Consider the following 17714-nt stretch of genomic DNA (forward strand, 5'->3'; position numbering starts at 1 on the left):
CATCCTACCGCCCCAAAAGAGAAGACCAGAGTTCAAATGACCAAGCAGGTTGCCGACCAGACCCTAGCACTCGAAAGCGCAGTATCCCTGCCGGTTTCCGACGTGCGCGACTATATTGCATTGCTGAAACCCGGTGTGATGACCCTTGTGGTTTTCACCGGTGCTGTCGGTCTGTTGATTGCCCCGGGATCCATCCATCCGTTCCTCGGACTCGTCGCAATCGCCTGTATCGCCGTTGCCAGTGGCGCGGCTGCATCGATCAACATGTGGTACGATCGCGATATCGATATCCACATGAAACGCACCCAGAGCCGACCGATTCCGGCCGGACGGGTTCCTGCTGACGAGGCATTGTCGCTTGGCATTGCGTTGTCGATTGTTTCGGTAACCGTCATGGCGGTTGCCATCAATTTTGCGGCTGCGGTTTTGCTTGCGGTGTCGATCGCGTTCTACGTGTTCGTTTACACCATGTGGCTCAAACGCAGCACACCACAGAATATCGTCATTGGCGGTGCCGCCGGGGCCTTTCCCCCGATGATCGGCTGGGCGTCGGTGACCGGCGGGATCGATGTCAATTCGATCGCGCTGTTCATGATTATCTTTATGTGGACACCACCACATTTCTGGGCGCTGGCCCTGTTCCGCTGCGGCGATTACGCCAAGGTCGGGGTGCCGATGATGCCGGTCGTGGCTGGTGAAGCTGCAACCAAAAAGCAGATGCTGGTTTACACCATCCTGCTTTTGCCGGTGACCTTTGTGCCGGTGGCGACAGGATTGCTTGGTGTCTTTTATGGCGTGACCGCAGGCCTGACCGGGCTTTGGTTCCTGCGCCATGCGGTTCGTGTTCTGCGCAATGCCGAAGAACGCGCCCCGCACAAGATGTTTGGATATTCCATTCTGTATCTGTTCGTTCTGTTCGGGGCGATGGTTGCAGATGTCTGGCTTGGCGGGTTGATCGGATGAGTGAGCAGCCCAAAATGAACAAGGCGGAACTCGAAGCGTTCTATGCCAAGCGCAAGAAGAAGAACTGGGCGTTTCTGGTCATTCTGACCAGTCTGATTGTCCTGTTCTTTGCGATAACTATTTTGAAGATGAGCTAGGAAACCATGGCTGATCAGAAACACACAGATACGATCAAGGCGCGCAACAAGCGCGTGTTGCTAAGCTGTGTTGTCGTCGTTGGCGGCATGATCGGCCTGTCCTATGCCTCAGTCCCGCTTTATGAGCTGTTCTGTCAGGTGACCGGTTTTGGTGGCACGCCAAAAGTTGGCAAAGACACCGGGGTCGAAGTTTCGGAACGGACCATCAAGGTCCGGTTCAATGCCGATGTGAATTCCGGCCTGCAGTGGCAGTTCAAACCCGAACAGCGTGAGATCACGGTGCGTCTGGGTGAAGATAATCTGGCGCATTACGTTGCCGAAAACATGGCGGTCCAGCCGATCACCGGTCAGGCCGTTTACAATGTGACACCACTGAAAGCTGGGCAGTATTTCAGCAAGATCGCGTGTTTCTGTTTTGACGAACAAACCCTTCAACCGGGTGAGCGCGTCGACATGCCGGTCAGTTTCTATGTTGATCCTGCCATTGCCGAAGACATCAATACCCAGGACGTGAAGACGATTACCCTGTCATACACCTTCTTCAAATCCGAGGCATCGGTCGAAGCGGTTGGCGGGAAAGAAGATCAGGGAGGCTGACAGAACACGGTTTCGTGGGCTGGGCGGTCTTTGGTTAACAAAGCGAACTTAGAGTTTCTTTTGTAAGGATTGAGGGGGGCAAGGAATGAGTGATCATGCACAAAAGCATCCGTTCCACCTGGTAGACCCGAGCCCGTGGCCGCTGGTGGCTGCGGCGTCCGCTGGTCTGTTCACCGGTGGCATGGTCATGTTCATGCATTCGGACCGTGCGCCGGCTGATTTCTGGCTGGCAGCACTGGGCATTGCGGGCATTCTGTTCGTGATGTTCCGTTGGTGGAGCAACGTGATCAGCGAATCACACATCTATCATAACAAGGTCGTTCAGATCGGTCTGCGTTACGGGATGTCGCTGTTCATTGCATCCGAGGTGATGTTCTTCGTCGCCTTCTTCTGGGCATTCTTCCACAACGCGTTTGTGATCTTCAGCCCCGGCGTGACCGAATGGCCGCCCGCAGGCGTTGAAGTGCTTGATCCGTGGGATCTGCCGTTCCTGAACACCCTGATCCTGCTGCTGTCGGGTTGCACCCTTACCTGGGCGCACCATGGCATCCTTGAAGGTAAGAAAAAGGACCTTGTTCAGGGTCTGGCACTGACCGTTGGTCTTGGCGTCATCTTCCTGTTCCTGCAGGCATACGAGTACAGCCACGCGGCATTCGGCTTTGCTGACAACATCTATTCCTCGACCTTCTACATGGCGACCGGTTTCCACGGCTTCCACGTGTTTGTCGGAACGGTGTTCCTGGCGGTCTGTCTTGTGCGTGCGATGAAGGACGGCTTCAAACAGGACCATCATTTCGGTCTTGAGGCAGCAGCTTGGTACTGGCACTTCGTTGACGTTGTCTGGCTGTTCCTGTTCTTTGCCGTTTACATCTGGGGTGGCGAATAAGCCACCCGCCAGTAAACGTTCAAGACCATGGATGACTATTATCCAAACCTTTCCCCCATTCGTACCGGGCTGGCATGCAAATGCCCCCGCTGCGGTGGGGGAAAGTTGTTTTCAGGCTATCTGACCGTTCGCGAAACCTGCGAAGTTTGCGGACTGGATCTGCGTGGCCATGATTCCGGTGATGGTCCGGCGGTTTTCATCATCTTTATCCTCGGCTTTCTGGTGGTGCCGATGGCGCTTTGGGTCGAAATGACCTATATGCCACCCCTGTGGCTGCATGCCGTTGTCTGGGGGCCGGTTATCCTTGGCGTGACCTTGGTCTTGCTAAGGCCGCTCAAAGGCATCATGGTGGCGCTGCAATATCGTCACCGATCGACATCCGAACAGGACTGACCTTTCATGCCTCTTCTTAAAACGCGTCCCAGTCTGGCGATGAAAATTTGCGCCGGACTGTCTCTGATCATTCTGCTGGCCCTTGGTTCTTGGCAGGTGGACAGGCTGTTCTGGAAACAAGGCATCATTGAAAGCCGCCAGGCACAGGCGCATATGGCCCCGATTTCGGTGCCGACCGATACCACCCTTGATCCCGACATGGCGTTTCGCGCGGCCTATGCCGAAGGAACGTATTTGAACGATCAGGAAAAATACCTGATGGCGCGGACCCGGCGCGGCAATGTCGGCTTTCAGCTGATCACCCCGCTTGAACAGGAAGACGGGCGCATCATTCTGGTCAACCGTGGCTGGGTACCGCAGGACTACCGTGATCCTGCAACCCGCCCCGAAAGCCTGATCGAGGGACCGGTTCGCGTATCTGGCGTCTTGCGTCTGCCCAAGGAAAAGCATTGGGCACAGCCGGAAAACGACGCGATCAAGAATCAGTGGTTCTATGTCGATGTTAATCACATGGCCGAAGATACCGGTGCGGATCTTGCCAGCCCGTATTATCTGGAGCTTGATGATACAGAGGTCCCGGGTGGTTTGCCGATTGGTGGTCAGGCAAAGGTTGAGTTGCCCAACAACCATCTGGAATATGCCATTACCTGGTACAGCCTGGCGCTGACCCTGATCGTGATGTTTGTTCTGTACCATCGCCGCCCATCCGGCGATAAGGAAACCGACAGCCAAGCCTGATCCAACGTCCTATAGTCCTCATCTGATTGATATTTTGCGACCAGTCATCCCATCTGATTGCCCGCGCAGGAGTTCCCATGACCGAAGCCTATAAACAGCTTGAAGCCCGTTTTCACCGCATGAGTGTCCTGTCGGGGATCGGCGGCATGTTGCATTGGGATATGGCGGTGATCATGCCGGGCGGCGGCGCGGATGCCCGTTCCGAACAGTTGGCAACACTGAGTGTTCTGGAAAACGAGCTTATCAATGCACCGGATCTGGGTGATCTGATTGCCAGTGCCGAAACCGAGAACCTTGATGACTGGCAAAAGGCCAACCTGGCCGAGATGAAGCGCGGCTGGGTGCATGGCACGGCGGTGCCGGCCGATCTGGTCGAGAAGATGTCGCGCGCCGAAACCCGCTGCGAAGTTGCATGGCGCAAAGCACGGGCCGACAATGACTTCAAGGGGTTGCTGCCACAATTGCAGGAAGTACTTGATCTGTCGATCGAGGCCGGAAAGGCCAAGGCAGAGGCATTGGGGACGTCGGTTTATGATGCGCTGCTTGATCAATATGATCCGATGATGCGCTCTGAGCGGATAGATAGCCTGTTTGCCGAACTGGAATCCTTCCTGCCCGATTTCACCGCTGACGTGATCGAGCGTCAGAAATCCGAAGACAAACCGATCAAACCGGTTGGTCCGTTCCCGGTCGAAACCCAGAACCGCATTGGTCTTGATCTGATGAAGGCGGTTGGCTTCGATTTTGATCATGGGCGTCTGGATATTTCCCATCATCCGTTCTGCGGCGGTATCCCGGAAGATGTGCGTTTGACCACGCGTTATGACGAGAATGATTTTACCTCGGCGATCATGGGCGTTTTGCACGAAACCGGCCATGCCATGTATGAGCGCGGCCTGCCCAAGGAATGGCAAAACCAGCCGGTTGGCACGGCCCGTGGCATGACCATGCATGAAAGCCAGTCGTTGCTTGTTGAAATGCAGGCCTGCCGGTCGGAAGAATTCCTGACCTATGCCGGGCCGGTGTTTGAGGCAGCATTTGGCGGTGACAGTTCGGCGTGGACAGCGAACAACCTGCATCGCCTTTACACTCGCGTTGAGCCGGGCCTGATCCGGGTGGACGCGGATGAAGTCACCTATCCGGCGCATGTGATCTTGCGTTATCGCATTGAACGCGCGCTGATCGAAGGCGACATGAAGCTTGCCGATTTGCCGTCGGCCTGGAATGAAATGATGCAGAAGCTTTTGGGGATCGTGCCCGAAGATGACCGCAATGGCTGCATGCAGGATATCCACTGGCCGTCAGGTGCGTGGGGATATTTCCCGACCTATACGTTAGGGGCGATGGCCGCAGCCCAGATCTTTGCCGCTGCCAAGGACGCCAACCCTGATATTGCCACCGGATTAACCCGTGGTGATTTCGCGCCATTGATGAGCTGGCTTGGCACAAACATTCACAGTCAGGCATCAAGCAAATCCACCGATGCCATTCTTGAAGCCGCGACAGGAAAGGTCCTTGGCGTGGAGGCATTCAAGGCCCATCTTGAGAATAGGTATGGCCGGTAAATTCAATTGAATGGATCGGGCAATCTGATAGCATTGGTTGATGAAGTAGTGATATACGCTTTGATCAATGATCGGGGATACAATCCCGGCTAACCTATTATGGGCACTGCAAACACATGGGCATAACTGACGGCAACAAGAAGGTAATGGACCGGCAGGTCTATGCCATGGATCAGATTATTTTCCGGGAAGGAAAACCGGGGAATGCTGCCTATGTTGTACAGGAAGGCAAGGTCGAGATTTTCAAGACCCTGAGTGAAGATAAAGAAGTCATTTTGGGGACGATTGATTCCGGTGGTCTGTTCGGTGAACTTGCCCTTGTCGATAACCAGCCGCGTATGGCATCGGCCCGTGCAACAGAACGCACCGTTCTGATCGCGATCAGCCGTCAGACGTTTGAAAAGAAAATGTCGGGCTCGGACCGGTTCATCAAGGCGGTTCTGCGAATCCTTTTGGGCAATTATCGCACGGTTGTCCGCCGTGCTGCCCTTGCCGAGGCGAAGCTCAAGGAACATGACATCCCGCTTGATAGCTAAGCTGTCGGCGATGTTTGCTGCTGTGGCCTGCCTTGATCGCGCTTTATGCCGATTGCGGGCCAGACCTGCTGTATTGGCCCTTGACTATATCGGCTCAAACCCTCACTAAATCAGGCCTTGGCGTGTTTTCGGGCGGTCATCATGCTCGAATGCACCTAACCGGTATTTGCCTTACGCAGGAGCAGGTCTAGTGCGCTATGTCAGCACGCGGGGAAGCGCCCCCGTTTTGCAGTTCGATGAAGTTCTTCTTGCCGGTCTGGCCCGTGACGGGGGGCTTTATGTTCCCGAAACCTGGCCGACCTTTTCCAAGGACGACATTCGTGCGCTGCGAACTCTGACCTATGCCGAAGTGGCCTTCAAGGTGATCCAGCCGTTTGTCGCGGGCACCGTTGATGATGCTGCTCTTAAGGCCATTCTTGAAGATACCTATCGCGGCTTTGACCACGAAGCTGTGGCACCGCTTAAGCAGCTTGGCCCGAATGACTGGGTGATGGAGCTGTTCCATGGTCCGACGCTTGCGTTCAAGGACTACGCGCTTCAGGTGGTGGGTCGCCTGTTTGACCATGTTCTGGCCAAACGCGGCGAGCGGATCACGATTGTTGGTGCAACGTCGGGTGATACCGGATCGGCGGCAATCGAAGCCTGCCGGGATCGTGAAAATATCGATATCTTCATCCTGCACCCGAAGGGCCGCGTTTCCGAGGTCCAGCGTCGCCAGATGACGACCATCCGGTCGGACAATGTGCATAACATTGCCGTCGAAGGATCGTTCGATGATTGTCAGGACTTGGTCAAGGCGCTGTTTAACGACCATGGCTTCCGCGATGAAGTTGGCCTGTCGGCGGTGAATTCGATCAACTGGGCGCGCATCATGTGCCAGATCGCCTATTACTTCTGGGCGGGTGTGCAGCTTGGTTCGCCGGAACGCGAAATTTCATTCTCTGTCCCGTCGGGCAACTTTGGCAATGTCTATGCCGGTTATGCCGCGATGCAGATGGGCCTTCCGATCAAACAGTTTGTGGTTGGTGCCAACCGTAACGACATTCTGGCCCGCTTCTTTGAAACGGGTGTCATGAAGATGGAAGGCGTTGAGCCGTCGCTTAGCCCGTCGATGGATATTCAGGTCAGCTCCAACTTCGAACGTCTGATGTTTGATCTTTATGATCGTGATGGTCTGGCGATTGCCGAGATGCTGACTAAGTTCCGCGAGACGGGTGTTATGGAAATGTCGCAGGGCCAGTTTGGCCGCGCGCGTGAACATTTCGATGGTTATCGCCTTGATGACGGGGAAACCAAAGCTGCGATCAAGGATGTGCTGGCGACCAGTGGCGAACTGGTGGATCCGCATTCCGTGATCGGCATCGTGTCGGGCCGTCAGTGCAATCGGGACAAGTCGGTGCCGATGGTGGCACTGGCAACCGCACATCCGGCGAAATTCCCGGATGCGGTCAAGCAGGCGTCGGGGATCTACCCGGACTTGCCGCCGCGTCTTTCTGATCTATATGACCGACCTGAAAAGGTCGAACCCATGTCCAATGATGTGGCAGCGTTGATGGCGCATGTTCGTAAAAATCGTCGTGCAGCCTGAGACCCGCCATGATTGGACCTGAAATGCGAAACAGGAGTAATGCTAAATGACAGTCGAGCTCACCCGGCTTGACAATGGAATGATTGTCGCAACCGACCGTCTGGATCACGTAGAGTCGGTTGCCTTGGGCACATGGGTTAATGTTGGGGCGCGCAATGAGTCGCCCGATATCAACGGCATTTCCCATATGCTTGAACATATGGCCTTCAAAGGCACGCGTCGGCGTTCCGCCCTTCAGATTTCCGAAGAAATCGAAGCGGTTGGTGGGCAGATGAATGCCTATACCTCGCGCGAGAACACGGCTTATTACTGCAAGGTCCTGCACGAAGATCAGGAACTGGCGATTGATGTGATTGCCGATATCCTGCAGCACTCGACACTCGATGCGAAGGAACTTGAACGCGAACGTCAGGTCATCTTGCAGGAAATCGGTCAGGCCAATGATACGCCCGACGACATCATTTTCGACTATTTCCAGGAAACCGCCCTGCCAAATCAGGCGCTGGGGCGTTCGATCCTGGGCAGCCCGGAAAATGTATCGTCGCTCAGCCGCGATGATCTGTTTGATTTCATGTCGCGCCGCTATAGCCCGCAAAACATGGTGTTTTCGGCATCCGGCAAAGTCGAACACGACCGTGTCGTCGATATGGTGTCGAAAAAGTTCGATAGCCTGCCTGCCCATGAAGAGCACGCGATTGAGCCTGCGAAATATGAAGGCGGCAGCCGGATCGAAAATCGCAAACTTGAACAGGTCCACGTGATCATGGGGCTGCCGACCGTGTCCTACACTGATGACAGCTTCTATGACCTGCAGGTGTTTAACACCTTGCTCGGTGGCGGCATGTCATCGCGCCTGTTCCAGGAAATCCGTGAAAAGCGCGGGCTGGTTTATTCGGTCTACAGCTTCTCGTCGCACTATGTCGATGGCGGTCTGTTTTCGATCTATGCCGGAACCGGTGCCAATGACATTGGCGAACTGATGCCGGTCATGTGTGATGAACTGGTGCGTGCAACCCAGGACCTCTCGGAAGAGGAAGTCACGCGCGCACGTGCACAGCTCAAGGCATCGGTGGTGATGGCGATGGAAAGCAATTCCGGTCGCTGTGAAACCCTTGCCCGGCAGATCCAGATTTTCGGCAGACCGCAAACCATGGAAGAAATCGTCGCCAAGATCGATGCGGTCGATCTTGAAAGCGTACGCCGTTCCGGCAAGGCGTTGCTTGATGGCAAGCCGACGGTGACGGCCCTTGGTCCGGTGGATCAGATGCCGGCTTACGACGAACTGGCAGCACGCCTGCGCGGCTAAGGCCGGGACCATCGCAAACAATATAACGGCACCTGTCGAACCCGGCAGGTGCCGTTTCTTTTTGCTGCGATCGTTTTGCTGGTGTATCCCGATAGCAGGATGGTTAGGGAAACGCACAGCATGCAATATGCCTTTGACATAGGTGGCTCGCATATCGAGTTCGGTGTTTTTGATGCGGATGGGGCGGTTGTGCTTCATCGCAAGGTCGCGACACCGCGTGATGATCGGGATGCCTTTGTTGAAACCCTTGCCGGGTTGGTGCGTGAAGCTGATCAGCAATATGACCAATGTCCCGTCGGCATCAGCCTTGCCGGTGGCGTGGATCCGAAAATCGGGGCTGTGATTTCGGCCAATATTCCGGCAATCCATGGCTGGCCGCTGGCTGCCGAGCTTTCCGAAGTTTTGGGCCGGGCTGTCCTTGTTGAAAATGACGCCGATTGTTTTGCCCTGGCCGAGGCAACAACGGGTGCCGCCAAAAATGCCCGAACCGTCTTTGCCATCATTCTTGGTACCGGGGTGGGGGGCGGCATCGTGTTTGACGGGCAGTTTGTCGGCGGCAAGAGCGGTATTCGTGGCGAGTGGGGGCATGGCAATGATGTTACTGGTTCGCTGATCCGTCATGGCCTTTCATCTGTTGCTTGCGGCTGCGGACGCACAGGGTGCCTTGATAGTTGGGGTGGAGCGCGCGGCCTTGAACGCATCTATGCGCAAATCCATGGCGCGGAACTTGGCAGTCATGCCATCACCACTGCATGGCAGGCGGGGGATGACAAGGCAGCACGTGTCATTGACATCTACTGTGATCTGGTGGCGCGCGAGCTCGCCCTGATGGTCAACGTGCTTGATCCGGGTTGTATCCCGGTCGGGGGTGGGTTGGCGTCCGAGGTGGCCCTGATTGCCGAGATCGACGCACGCGTTCGCAAGCAGGTGCTGGGGCGTTATGACGCGCCATTGGTGGTTCCGGGTGCCCATGCCCGTGACGGCGGTTTGCGAGGGGCTGCGTTGCTGCATCAGATGGCAGCGCACGCGAAATAGGGCTAATGCGGTCCGCATATCAGGAAAATGTTATCCAAGCCGAAGAATGCCCTATGCCTTGGTATGCTAAGGGTTTAGAATTTGCCGTCAGCGACTTAAATGTTGCGATATAACAAGGCTTTATGACCGGCGTCTGGGGCAAGGCCACGCCGGTCAAAACATGGGAAACATCATGACGACCGAGTTTGAGACCGATCATCAGGCAGAAATGGCCAAAATGTTCGAACAGCGTGTTGAGGCGATCCTGAAGCTTGGCATCGAGCAGTTCGGTCTGCCTGTCGGAATCTTCAGCGCGATTGGCGAAGAGACCTATGAAATTCGCCAGGTTCTTCATCCTGAGAACGTCCTGACCCCGGGCATGGAATTCGATCTCGAAGAAACGTTTTGCAGTCAGGTGATTTCGGCCAGCAAGGTCTTTGCCTTCCACGATGTCAGCCAGAGCGAACTGGGTTCGCACCCGGCTGGTGAGAAGTTCGGTTTTGCCGCCTATCTTGGCGCACCGATCGTGGTTGAGGGCGAGTGCATCGGGACCCTCGCATTTGGCAGCACCAGCCCGGTTGCGGCCTTTGGTGAACATGACACCGATCTGGTACAGCTGTTTGCCGATTCAATCGGTCAGACGGTTGCCCATATCCATGATCGCAAGGCGCTTGATCAGGCGCGCGCAGACCTTGAACGATCTGCCAATACCGACCCGCTGACGGGGCTTTATAACCGCCGTTACATGGAAGCTGTTCTTCGTACGGAGCTTGAGCGGTCGAACCGTTATGGCAATGCGGTTGTTGTCGGCATGGTCTATTTCGACAATCTCAAGAACCTAAATGAAGACTTTGGCTATGATGCCGGTGACGCCGCGCTCAAACTGTTTGCCAAGGTGGCATCCGAAATGATGCGTGAAACCGATGTGATCGCACGCTGGAGCGATAAGGAATTCATCATCCTGATGCCGGAAACCGGGGCGGCGGGTGCGTTGAACTATCTGCAGCGCCTGACTGATCGCGTCGGTACAGAGGACTTCCAGGCGGGCACGGAACATCCGCGGCTGACGCTAAGCGTCGGCCTTGGCATTGCCGAGGAGGGTGATACGCTTGATAAACTGGTCTCGCGCGCAGACATCGCCATGCATCAGTCCAAGCAATCCTGAACGACTAGTCTCGGCAAAATAGGGTGACACATTCGTGTGCCAATAAGCCTTAGGAAGCAGGCAAAAGAAAACCGCTTTGAGGAAAACCTCAAAGCGGTTTGTCTTGGCTGGGGCGGTAGGATTCGAACCTACGGTACACGATACCAAAAACCGATGCCTTACCACTTGGCCACGCCCCATCAGCGTGTGTGGCGCGGAAAATAGCGCTCTCATGCCAAGAGCGCAACCCTCTATTTGAAGGTTTTTTTATCTGCTCACTACCCCGATGTTCAGTCCGGGAAGGCCGCACCGATATCAGCCTGTTCGCGGGTCTTTTCCGTCAGGATATGGGTGGGGGAAATCCAACAGTCCGGGTTCTGTGCCGCAATGGCATGGGCAGCACGTTCAGCCTGATCAAATGTGTCGTAAATGCCAAAACAGGTCGCCCCGCTGCCCGACATCCGGGCAAGCAGGCAACCCTCTTCACGTGCCAAGGCATTAAGTACATCGCAAATTTCCGGAAGGATCCCGGTCGCGGGTAGGGTCAGGTCATTGCCGCATTCCGAAAGCGCATCGGCAAGGGCGGCGCCACTTTGGAAAGTTTGGTTGGTATCCCATGCGCCGGTCGGGCTAAATCCCTCGTCCGCACGGGCCTTGAAAATCTCGGGCGTGGAAACGGCCTTTCCCGGATTGATCAGGACCATCGGTACAGGCGGCAGGTCGGGCAGTTCGGTGATTTCTTCGCCGATCCCCGACATCACACAAGTCTTGCCATGCAGGCAAACCGGGACATCGGCACCGAGAGACAGGGCGATGCGCGATAGGGTCGCGTCATCCAGCTCAAGCTTCCACATCTCAGAGAGCAAGCGGATGGCAGCAGCGGCATCGGCGGATCCGCCCCCGATGCCCGATGCAACCGGTAGGCGCTTATCAAGGACCAGGTCCGCACCCTGTTTGGCAGTGCCAGTTTCCTGCAGCATCCGTGCTGCGCGCATGACGAGGTTGTCATCAGTGCTTTCAAGGGCAAGGTTGCCGGCCATCGGACCGGTGATCGAAAGCGTGATCTTGTCGTCATCGCGTAGCTCACCGGTCAGGACATCCCCGGTCGCGGTAAAGCAAACCAGACTTTCAAGCAGGTGATAGCCGTCATCGCGTTTGCCGGTGACGTGCAGAAACAGGTTAACCTTGGCAGGCGCCTGCTGGCGATAGGTCGCAGACATCAACGTTTCTTCCCAAATGCGTCAGTTCACGACAATCGGGGCCACGCTTGGTACCTGACCATTGATTTTGGATTCTACGGTACTGCGCAGTTCTTCGGTCGGATTGAAGGACAGGGCACGGTGCCACTGGAAGCGGGCTTCGTGATAACGCCCGATCTGCCAATAGGCATCGCCCAGATGATCATTGATTGTCGGATCGTCCGGTTTCAGTTCGACAGCCTTTTCAAGCTGCTCAACCGCATCATCAAAGCGACCGAGCTTATAGTAAACCCAGCCGAGACTATCGACGATATAGCCGTCATCGGGCTGCAGCTCGACCGCACGCTTAAGCATGTCTTCGGCCTGATCGAAATTCATGCCCATATCAACCCAGCTATAGCCGAGATAGTTCAGCACATAGGGCTGTTCCGGTTCGATTTCGAGCGCCTGAAGGAAGTCGGCCTCGGCCTTGGCCCAGTCACCGGCCCGTTCATGGGCAATGCCACGACGATAAAGAAGGCGCCAGCCAACCTGGGTCTTGCCACCAAGGCGCTCGATGGCCCGGTCATAGGCATTAGCCGCCCCGTCATATTCCTGCTGAATGCGCAGGATATCGCCCAACTGGATCAGGGCGTCCGGACGGTTGCGGCGTTCGCTGACCATGTCTTCAAGGATGTCAATCGCCTCATCGGCGCGACCGATCTGCTCAAGGCTTGATGCGGTGCGCAGACGCGCGTTCCAGCTGTGCGGCGAGGAAACCGGGATTGCGCTATAAACCTCAATCGCGGTTTCAAAGCGGTTCTGGATTTCCATGACTTCGCCGACCAGAAGACGGGTGATGTCATCATCCGGGCGCAGCGACAGCGAATAGCGCGCCATCAGCAAGGACGGATCAACCGCGTTTTCCTGGCTGAGCAGGGTTGCGATATCAAGGTAAGCCTCTGCCAGACCCTCGGCCGGGGTCAGCATGGTGGCAATTGGCGGTTCTTCGCGCTCAAGCCGTTTCAGATGGAACGGCATGGCAAGCGATTGCGGATGCCGGTCCATGTAGCTTTCATAGAGAAGCGATGCCTTTTGCACCTGTCCTTTGCGTTCGTAAACGGCACCCAATGCCTCGGCTGCGCGCAAGGGGGCGTCAGCCGGATCGCCATAAGCACTGGCAAGGGCGCGTTCGGCGGCATCGAAGTCGCCAAAGTGAGCAAGGATCAGGCCGCGATGATATTCCGAAAGCGGATTCAGCGCACCGTTGCCCTGCATGCCATCAAGCGCTGCCATCGCAGGCGCCTTTTGATCAAGCCCGGTATAGAGCCACGCCTTGGCAAGCGGGGCGATCAGGGCGTTGATGCCGCGTTCGGGCAGGCTTGAGACAATATCAAGCGCATCCTGATAACGGTTTTCGCGAATGGCACCGTCCATAACGGTCAGGGCGGCAAACAGGTCCTGATCATTTTCAGATTGCAGCTGTATCGCGATGTCGAGCGCATCACTGATGCGGCCATCGCTGATCAGGGCGAGAAACGCACGACGGCGGAGTTCGGCATTATCGGGATCAAGTTCATGGGCGCGCAAAAGATACTGCGCAGCATAGCCCGACTGGCTTTCAATCTGGGCAGCCTTGCCAGCCAGAAAGTTACCAGAAAACCCGTTGGATTGCGGATACTCGAAGACGGCGTCGTCGCTGCTCTGGGGCATGGTGCCACAGGCCGAAAGCGCAACAGCTGTCATCGGGATGAGGAGGTGTAACAGTTTACGTTTCAAAGGCTTTTCCTGCGTCCGCAATTCGGGTTCGGCGATGTCGAGTTTGGCCCATCGCCATAGTGAATTTCGGGTTTAGCCTACTCAGTCGGCAATTATAAGGCAAAGCATTTGCAACACGGAACCATGTGCAAAGCGCACACATTGAAGTGAAATCAGTTCAAAGCCGGGAATTGGGCCATCAACAGGGTGGTTTTGCCGGGTTCGCGCCTAGCAATAAAGCGGGCGTTTGGCCGGGACATCGAGCTGTTTGCCAATGACTTCACGGGCCTGTTTGGCAAATTGTGAGCGCTGACCAACCGGTGCGACGGTTTCAAGAACGGCAATCGCCTTTTCAAGACCGACCGCCTTGGCCAGGAACCAGCCCGCCAGATAGCTTGAGGACAGGCAGCCGCCACTGGTGACGATGTTGCCCTGTGCGACCAGCGGTCGGTCTTCGATCACGGCTTCTGTGCGCGCAATCAGCGGGCGGGTTTTGGTATCGGTCGTGACGGTCGCCGGCAGTAGACCCATGCGATAGAGAAACAGAACGCCCGAACATTGTGCGCCAATCAACTGGCGAGACGGATCAAGCGACAGTTGCTTCATGATGTCCGGATCATTGATGTGATCGCGCGAATGAATACCGCTGCCCAGAAGAACTGCATCCGCTTCCTGTGCGAAGGACAGGGGCTTTTGCACGGATACAGAAACGCCGTTCATCGAGGTAACACTGTCACCGGTGCCAGTAATTTCGGCATGAACGCCATCGGCCTTGGCGCGGTTTAAAATCGCCAAGGCGACGAAGCTGTCGAGTTCGTTAAAGCCTTCGAGTGTCACGATCGCGATTTTCATATCGTTCTTGCCTGCGGTTTAAAAAGGGCCGGTATTGAACGCGCAGATTGAAATTGAAACAAGTAAAATCTGATAAGCCGCTTTTCCCGGGCCAAGCCAATCATCAGACCAAAAGAAAAAGGCCCGCACGAGGCGGACCTTTTTGTATGACGAAAGCCGAAAGGCTTACATGTTCGGGTAGTTTGGCCCGCCGCCACCTTCGGGCACGACCCAAACGATGTTCTGGGTCGGGTCCTTGATGTCGCAGGTCTTACAATGCACGCAGTTCTGCGCGTTGATCTGCAGACGCTTGCCGCCATTGTCTTCGTCTTCGACGAATTCATAAACACCGGCCGGGCAGAAGCGGGCCTCGGGCCCGTCATAGACGACAAGGTTGGTGTTTACCGGAACACTGGCATCTTTCAGCGTCAGGTGGATCGGCTGATCTTCACCATGGTTGGTGTTCGACAGGAAGACCGAGGACAGCTTGTCGAAGCTGACTTTGCCATCCGGTTTCGGATAGTCGATCTTCGGCATGTCCTTTGCCGGTTTCAGGCAGGAATGGTCTTCGTGGTTTTTGAAGGTCCAGGGTGCCTTGCCACCGAACAGATAGGTATCAACCGCACTATAGGCCATGCCACCCCAGAAGCCCCATTTGGCGAAGCTCGGACGGATGTTACGTACCTTGTGCAGTTCCGGATAGACCCAGCTGTCTTTCAGACGCTTGGGATAGCTTTCCATCTGTGCCGGGACTTCGTCAGCGGTGAGTGCTTCGAATGCGGCCTCGGCGGCGAGCATGCCGGTTTTCATCGCGGTGTGCGAACCCTTGATCTTCGGCACGTTCATGAAGCCGGCCGAACACCCGATCAGGCAACCACCCGGGAAGACGAGATCCGGGATCGACTGGAAGCCGCCTTCGTTCAGCGCGCGTGCGCCGTACGAGATGCGACGACCGTTTTCAAAGATCTTGCGGATTTCCGGATGCGTCTTGAAACGCTGGAATTCCTCAAACGGGCTGAGATGCGGGTTTTCGTAATCGAGACCGATCACGAAACCGACAACCACCTGGTTGTTATCAAGGTGATACAGGAACGACCCGCCATAGGTGTCCTTGTTCAGCGGCCAGCCAACGGTGTGCTGAATAAGGCCTTCCTTGTGGACTTCGGGATCAACTTCCCAGAGTTCCTTGATGCCGATGCCATAGGTCTGCGGATCGGAATTCTTGCGCAGATCAAATTTCTTGATCAGCTGTTCAGAAAGCGAGCCACGGCAACCTTCGGCAAAGAAGGTGTATTTGGCATGCAGTTCCATACCCGGTTCGTGGTTCGGGCCCGGCGTGCCATCACGCTGCAGGCCCATATCGCCGGTGGCGATGCCCTTGACCGAACCGTCTTCGTTAAACAGAACTTCGGCGGCAGCAAAGCCCGGGTAAACTTCAACACCCAGTGCCTCGGCCTGTTCGCCGAGCCAGCGGCAAACGTTGCCGAGGCTGACGATATAGTTGCCCTTGTTATGCATCTGCGGCGGGGTCGGCAGCTTTTTCGCGCCGGTTTCGCTCAGCATCAGGAACTGGTCTTCGCCTGCAGGCACGTTCAGCGGTGCGCCGCGTTCTTTCCAGTCCGGGAAAAGTTCATTGATCGAGCGCGGTTCCATCACGGCACCCGACAGGGTGTGTGCGCCGACCTCGGAACCTTTTTCAACCACGCAGACGGTGATTTCTTTTTCCTGTTCCTGGGCGAGTTGCATCAGCTTGATGGCCGCTGACAGACCGGACACACCGGCGCCAACAACGACCACGTCAAATTCCATGGATTCCCGTTCCATTTGGCCTCTCTCCTTTGGCTGGCGACCTTATCGAACTGTTCCCGTTCGTTGGTCGTGAGCCGGTATTCACCGTTCAGGGTCTCGCCCAAGCCCTGATTTCTCAGATATTCTCACTGGATAAAGCTATACCGATCATGGGATCGGTTGACAATCCATAGTCATGAACGGTGTCGCGTTTGTACTCTGGCACAAAGGACCCAAAATCGTATAAGGTCTTCCCAAGCAGTGCCCGCGATCCCGTTCGCGGTGCAACATACATCGCCTTTGTGTAGATGAGCAAACCAATTACAGACTTTGATGTAAATAATCTCGACCCGTTCGAGGCCCTTGTCTGGCAATTTGAAATGGGCGCGGACGAGGCCATCGCCGACGAGCCGCTTGACCGTTTCAAGGCGTCCGAAAGCCTGCGCCAGAATGCTGCCAACCGGCAGGGCTTTGGCGCGGCAGCACGGCCAGGTGTACAGCGCCCGGCAGGTGCGTCGGCACGTCCGGCACAGGCGGCTGGCTCTGGCCCGGCACCGATGCCTGCAGGGGCAGATGGCGGTTTCCTGTTATCTGATACACCGCACGAAGCCCGGCAATCAGCACGCGACGCAGCGGCTGCTGCAAACAGTCTTGAGGAACTCAAGGCGGCGATTGAAAAGTTCGAGGGCTGCGCGCTGAAGAAATCGGCCAGCAACACCGTGTTTGGCACCGGCAATGTCGAGGCCAAGCTGGTTCTGGTCGGCGAAGCGCCCGGTGCCGAGGAGGACCGTCAGGGACTTCCTTTTGTCGGGCCGAGTGGCAAGTTGCTTGATGCCATGTTGCGATCCATCGGCCTTGCCCGGGAAGAGGTCTACATTACCAATATCCTGCCCTGGCGCCCGCCGGGAAACCGTCAGCCGACCACAGCCGAAGTTGCGGTGTGTGAGCCGTTTGTCCGTCGTCATCTTGAGCTGATCGGGCCGAAGGTTGTGGTGTGTCTTGGTGGCAGTTCGGCCAAGACCCTGATGGAAGAGGATCGGGGGATCACGCGTTTGCGCGGTACGTGGAAGGAAGTTTCCTTTGCCGATGGCAAAAAAGCCGATCTGACCGCGATGTTCCATCCGGCCTATCTTCTGCGGACGCCGGAACAAAAACGCCTTGCCTGGCGTGACCTTCGCGCGATTGCGCAGAAGCTTTAGACGGTGAACTCTCCTACCCTAAGGAATTGGCAATAATCTAGCTGTATGCATAGGAGATATGCATGCATTTGGAGTGCTGTCTTGGCTTTGCGC

17 protein-coding genes and 1 tRNA gene are annotated in these 17714 nt (G+C 56.0%); 13 read left to right on the forward strand and 5 right to left on the reverse strand.

The features are described from left to right. Positions 1 to 36 precede the first annotated feature (36 nt). From cyoE to UF64_RS05770, 12 genes are all read left to right on the forward strand, one after another. Positions 37 to 963, forward strand: coding sequence for a heme o synthase (gene cyoE / locus UF64_RS05720; protein WP_200892644.1), 927 nt, complete (start codon positions 37 to 39; stop codon positions 961 to 963). After that, entirely contained in the window at positions 960 to 1100 is a 141-nt protein-coding gene (locus UF64_RS20715; RefSeq protein ID WP_200892645.1) for a hypothetical protein, read from the forward strand. The genes cyoE and UF64_RS20715 overlap by 4 nt, the downstream gene beginning before the upstream one ends. 6 nt (positions 1101 to 1106) lie before the next feature. Continuing rightward, positions 1107 to 1697 carry a cytochrome c oxidase assembly protein gene (locus tag UF64_RS05725; protein WP_044827670.1) on the forward strand — a complete coding sequence of 197 codons (591 nt, stop codon included), beginning with the start codon at positions 1107 to 1109 and terminating at the stop codon, positions 1695 to 1697. Between the two features lie 85 nt (positions 1698 to 1782). Beyond that, positions 1783 to 2583, forward strand: coding sequence for a cytochrome c oxidase subunit 3 (locus UF64_RS05730; RefSeq protein WP_044827671.1), 801 nt, complete (start codon positions 1783 to 1785; stop codon positions 2581 to 2583). Positions 2584 to 2688: 105 nt separating this feature from the next. Further along, positions 2689 to 2976, forward strand: a complete 288-nt coding sequence (locus UF64_RS05735; RefSeq protein WP_363928341.1) for a DUF983 domain-containing protein — start codon at positions 2689 to 2691, stop codon at positions 2974 to 2976. A gap of 6 nt (positions 2977 to 2982) precedes the next feature. Beyond that, complete coding sequence (locus UF64_RS05740) at positions 2983 to 3714, forward strand: SURF1 family protein (RefSeq protein WP_044827673.1); 732 nt, start codon at positions 2983 to 2985, stop codon at positions 3712 to 3714. A gap of 77 nt (positions 3715 to 3791) precedes the next feature. Continuing rightward, the gene (locus tag UF64_RS05745) at positions 3792 to 5279 is read left to right on the forward strand and encodes a carboxypeptidase M32 (protein ID WP_044827674.1); all 1488 of its coding nucleotides are present in this window, start codon (positions 3792 to 3794) and stop codon (positions 5277 to 5279) included. 116 nt (positions 5280 to 5395) lie between these two features. Further along, a complete protein-coding gene (locus UF64_RS05750) occupies positions 5396 to 5815 on the forward strand; it encodes a cyclic nucleotide-binding domain-containing protein (RefSeq protein ID WP_044827675.1) in 420 nt (139 codons plus the stop codon). Between the two features lie 190 nt (positions 5816 to 6005). Then, on the forward strand, positions 6006 to 7403 hold the full coding sequence (gene thrC, locus UF64_RS05755) for a threonine synthase (protein WP_044827676.1): 1398 nt from the start codon (positions 6006 to 6008) through the stop codon (positions 7401 to 7403). A gap of 46 nt (positions 7404 to 7449) precedes the next feature. After that, entirely contained in the window at positions 7450 to 8709 is a 1260-nt protein-coding gene (locus UF64_RS05760; protein WP_044827677.1) for a pitrilysin family protein, read from the forward strand. Positions 8710 to 8829: 120 nt separating this feature from the next. Then, complete coding sequence (locus UF64_RS05765) at positions 8830 to 9744, forward strand: ROK family protein (RefSeq protein WP_044827678.1); 915 nt, start codon at positions 8830 to 8832, stop codon at positions 9742 to 9744. Between the two features lie 172 nt (positions 9745 to 9916). Further along, a complete protein-coding gene (locus UF64_RS05770; RefSeq protein ID WP_161794597.1) occupies positions 9917 to 10888 on the forward strand; it encodes a sensor domain-containing diguanylate cyclase in 972 nt (323 codons plus the stop codon). Positions 10889 to 10992: 104 nt separating this feature from the next. Here UF64_RS05770 and UF64_RS05775 read toward each other — a convergent pair. From UF64_RS05775 to UF64_RS05795, 5 genes are all read right to left on the reverse strand, one after another. Then, positions 10993 to 11067 (reverse strand) — tRNA-Gln (locus UF64_RS05775). 90 nt (positions 11068 to 11157) lie between these two features. Next, the gene (locus UF64_RS05780) at positions 11158 to 12087 is read right to left on the reverse strand and encodes a 4-(cytidine 5'-diphospho)-2-C-methyl-D-erythritol kinase (RefSeq protein WP_044827679.1); all 930 of its coding nucleotides are present in this window, start codon (positions 12085 to 12087) and stop codon (positions 11158 to 11160) included. Positions 12088 to 12108: 21 nt separating this feature from the next. Further along, entirely contained in the window at positions 12109 to 13824 is a 1716-nt protein-coding gene (locus UF64_RS05785) for a tetratricopeptide repeat protein (RefSeq protein WP_044827680.1), read from the reverse strand. Between the two features lie 207 nt (positions 13825 to 14031). After that, positions 14032 to 14655 carry a DJ-1/PfpI family protein gene (locus tag UF64_RS05790; protein ID WP_044827681.1) on the reverse strand — a complete coding sequence of 208 codons (624 nt, stop codon included), beginning with the start codon at positions 14653 to 14655 and terminating at the stop codon, positions 14032 to 14034. Positions 14656 to 14820: 165 nt separating this feature from the next. Beyond that, positions 14821 to 16458 carry an electron transfer flavoprotein-ubiquinone oxidoreductase gene (locus UF64_RS05795; protein ID WP_044827682.1) on the reverse strand — a complete coding sequence of 546 codons (1638 nt, stop codon included), beginning with the start codon at positions 16456 to 16458 and terminating at the stop codon, positions 14821 to 14823. A 272-nt stretch (positions 16459 to 16730) separates the two neighbouring features. Here UF64_RS05795 and UF64_RS05800 point away from each other — a divergent pair, with 272 nt between their 5' ends. Next, positions 16731 to 17621 (forward strand): uracil-DNA glycosylase family protein, encoded by an 891-nt coding sequence (locus UF64_RS05800; RefSeq protein WP_044827683.1) that lies wholly within the window; start codon positions 16731 to 16733, stop codon positions 17619 to 17621. Positions 17622 to 17714 lie beyond the last annotated feature (93 nt).

Origin of the sequence: Thalassospira sp. HJ, from assembly GCF_000948415.1 — a bacterium.
In the GTDB taxonomy this organism is placed as follows: Bacteria; Pseudomonadota; Alphaproteobacteria; order Rhodospirillales; family Thalassospiraceae; genus Thalassospira.

Coding starts and splice junctions, on each gene's coding strand:
- cyoE (WP_200892644.1), top strand. CDS start 37: ATGACCAAGCAGGTTGCCGACCAGACCCTAGCACTCGAAAGCGCAGTA.
- UF64_RS20715 (WP_200892645.1), top strand. CDS start 960: ATGAGTGAGCAGCCCAAAATGAACAAGGCGGAACTCGAAGCGTTCTAT.
- UF64_RS05725 (WP_044827670.1), top strand. CDS start 1,107: ATGGCTGATCAGAAACACACAGATACGATCAAGGCGCGCAACAAGCGC.
- UF64_RS05730 (WP_044827671.1), top strand. CDS start 1,783: ATGAGTGATCATGCACAAAAGCATCCGTTCCACCTGGTAGACCCGAGC.
- UF64_RS05740 (WP_044827673.1), top strand. CDS start 2,983: ATGCCTCTTCTTAAAACGCGTCCCAGTCTGGCGATGAAAATTTGCGCC.
- UF64_RS05745 (WP_044827674.1), top strand. CDS start 3,792: ATGACCGAAGCCTATAAACAGCTTGAAGCCCGTTTTCACCGCATGAGT.
- UF64_RS05750 (WP_044827675.1), top strand. CDS start 5,396: ATGGGCATAACTGACGGCAACAAGAAGGTAATGGACCGGCAGGTCTAT.
- UF64_RS05760 (WP_044827677.1), top strand. CDS start 7,450: ATGACAGTCGAGCTCACCCGGCTTGACAATGGAATGATTGTCGCAACC.
- UF64_RS05765 (WP_044827678.1), top strand. CDS start 8,830: ATGCAATATGCCTTTGACATAGGTGGCTCGCATATCGAGTTCGGTGTT.
- UF64_RS05770 (WP_161794597.1), top strand. CDS start 9,917: ATGACGACCGAGTTTGAGACCGATCATCAGGCAGAAATGGCCAAAATG.
- UF64_RS05780 (WP_044827679.1), bottom strand. CDS start 12,087: ATGTCTGCGACCTATCGCCAGCAGGCGCCTGCCAAGGTTAACCTGTTT.
- UF64_RS05790 (WP_044827681.1), bottom strand. CDS start 14,655: ATGAAAATCGCGATCGTGACACTCGAAGGCTTTAACGAACTCGACAGC.
- UF64_RS05795 (WP_044827682.1), bottom strand. CDS start 16,458: ATGGAACGGGAATCCATGGAATTTGACGTGGTCGTTGTTGGCGCCGGT.
- UF64_RS05800 (WP_044827683.1), top strand. CDS start 16,731: ATGAGCAAACCAATTACAGACTTTGATGTAAATAATCTCGACCCGTTC.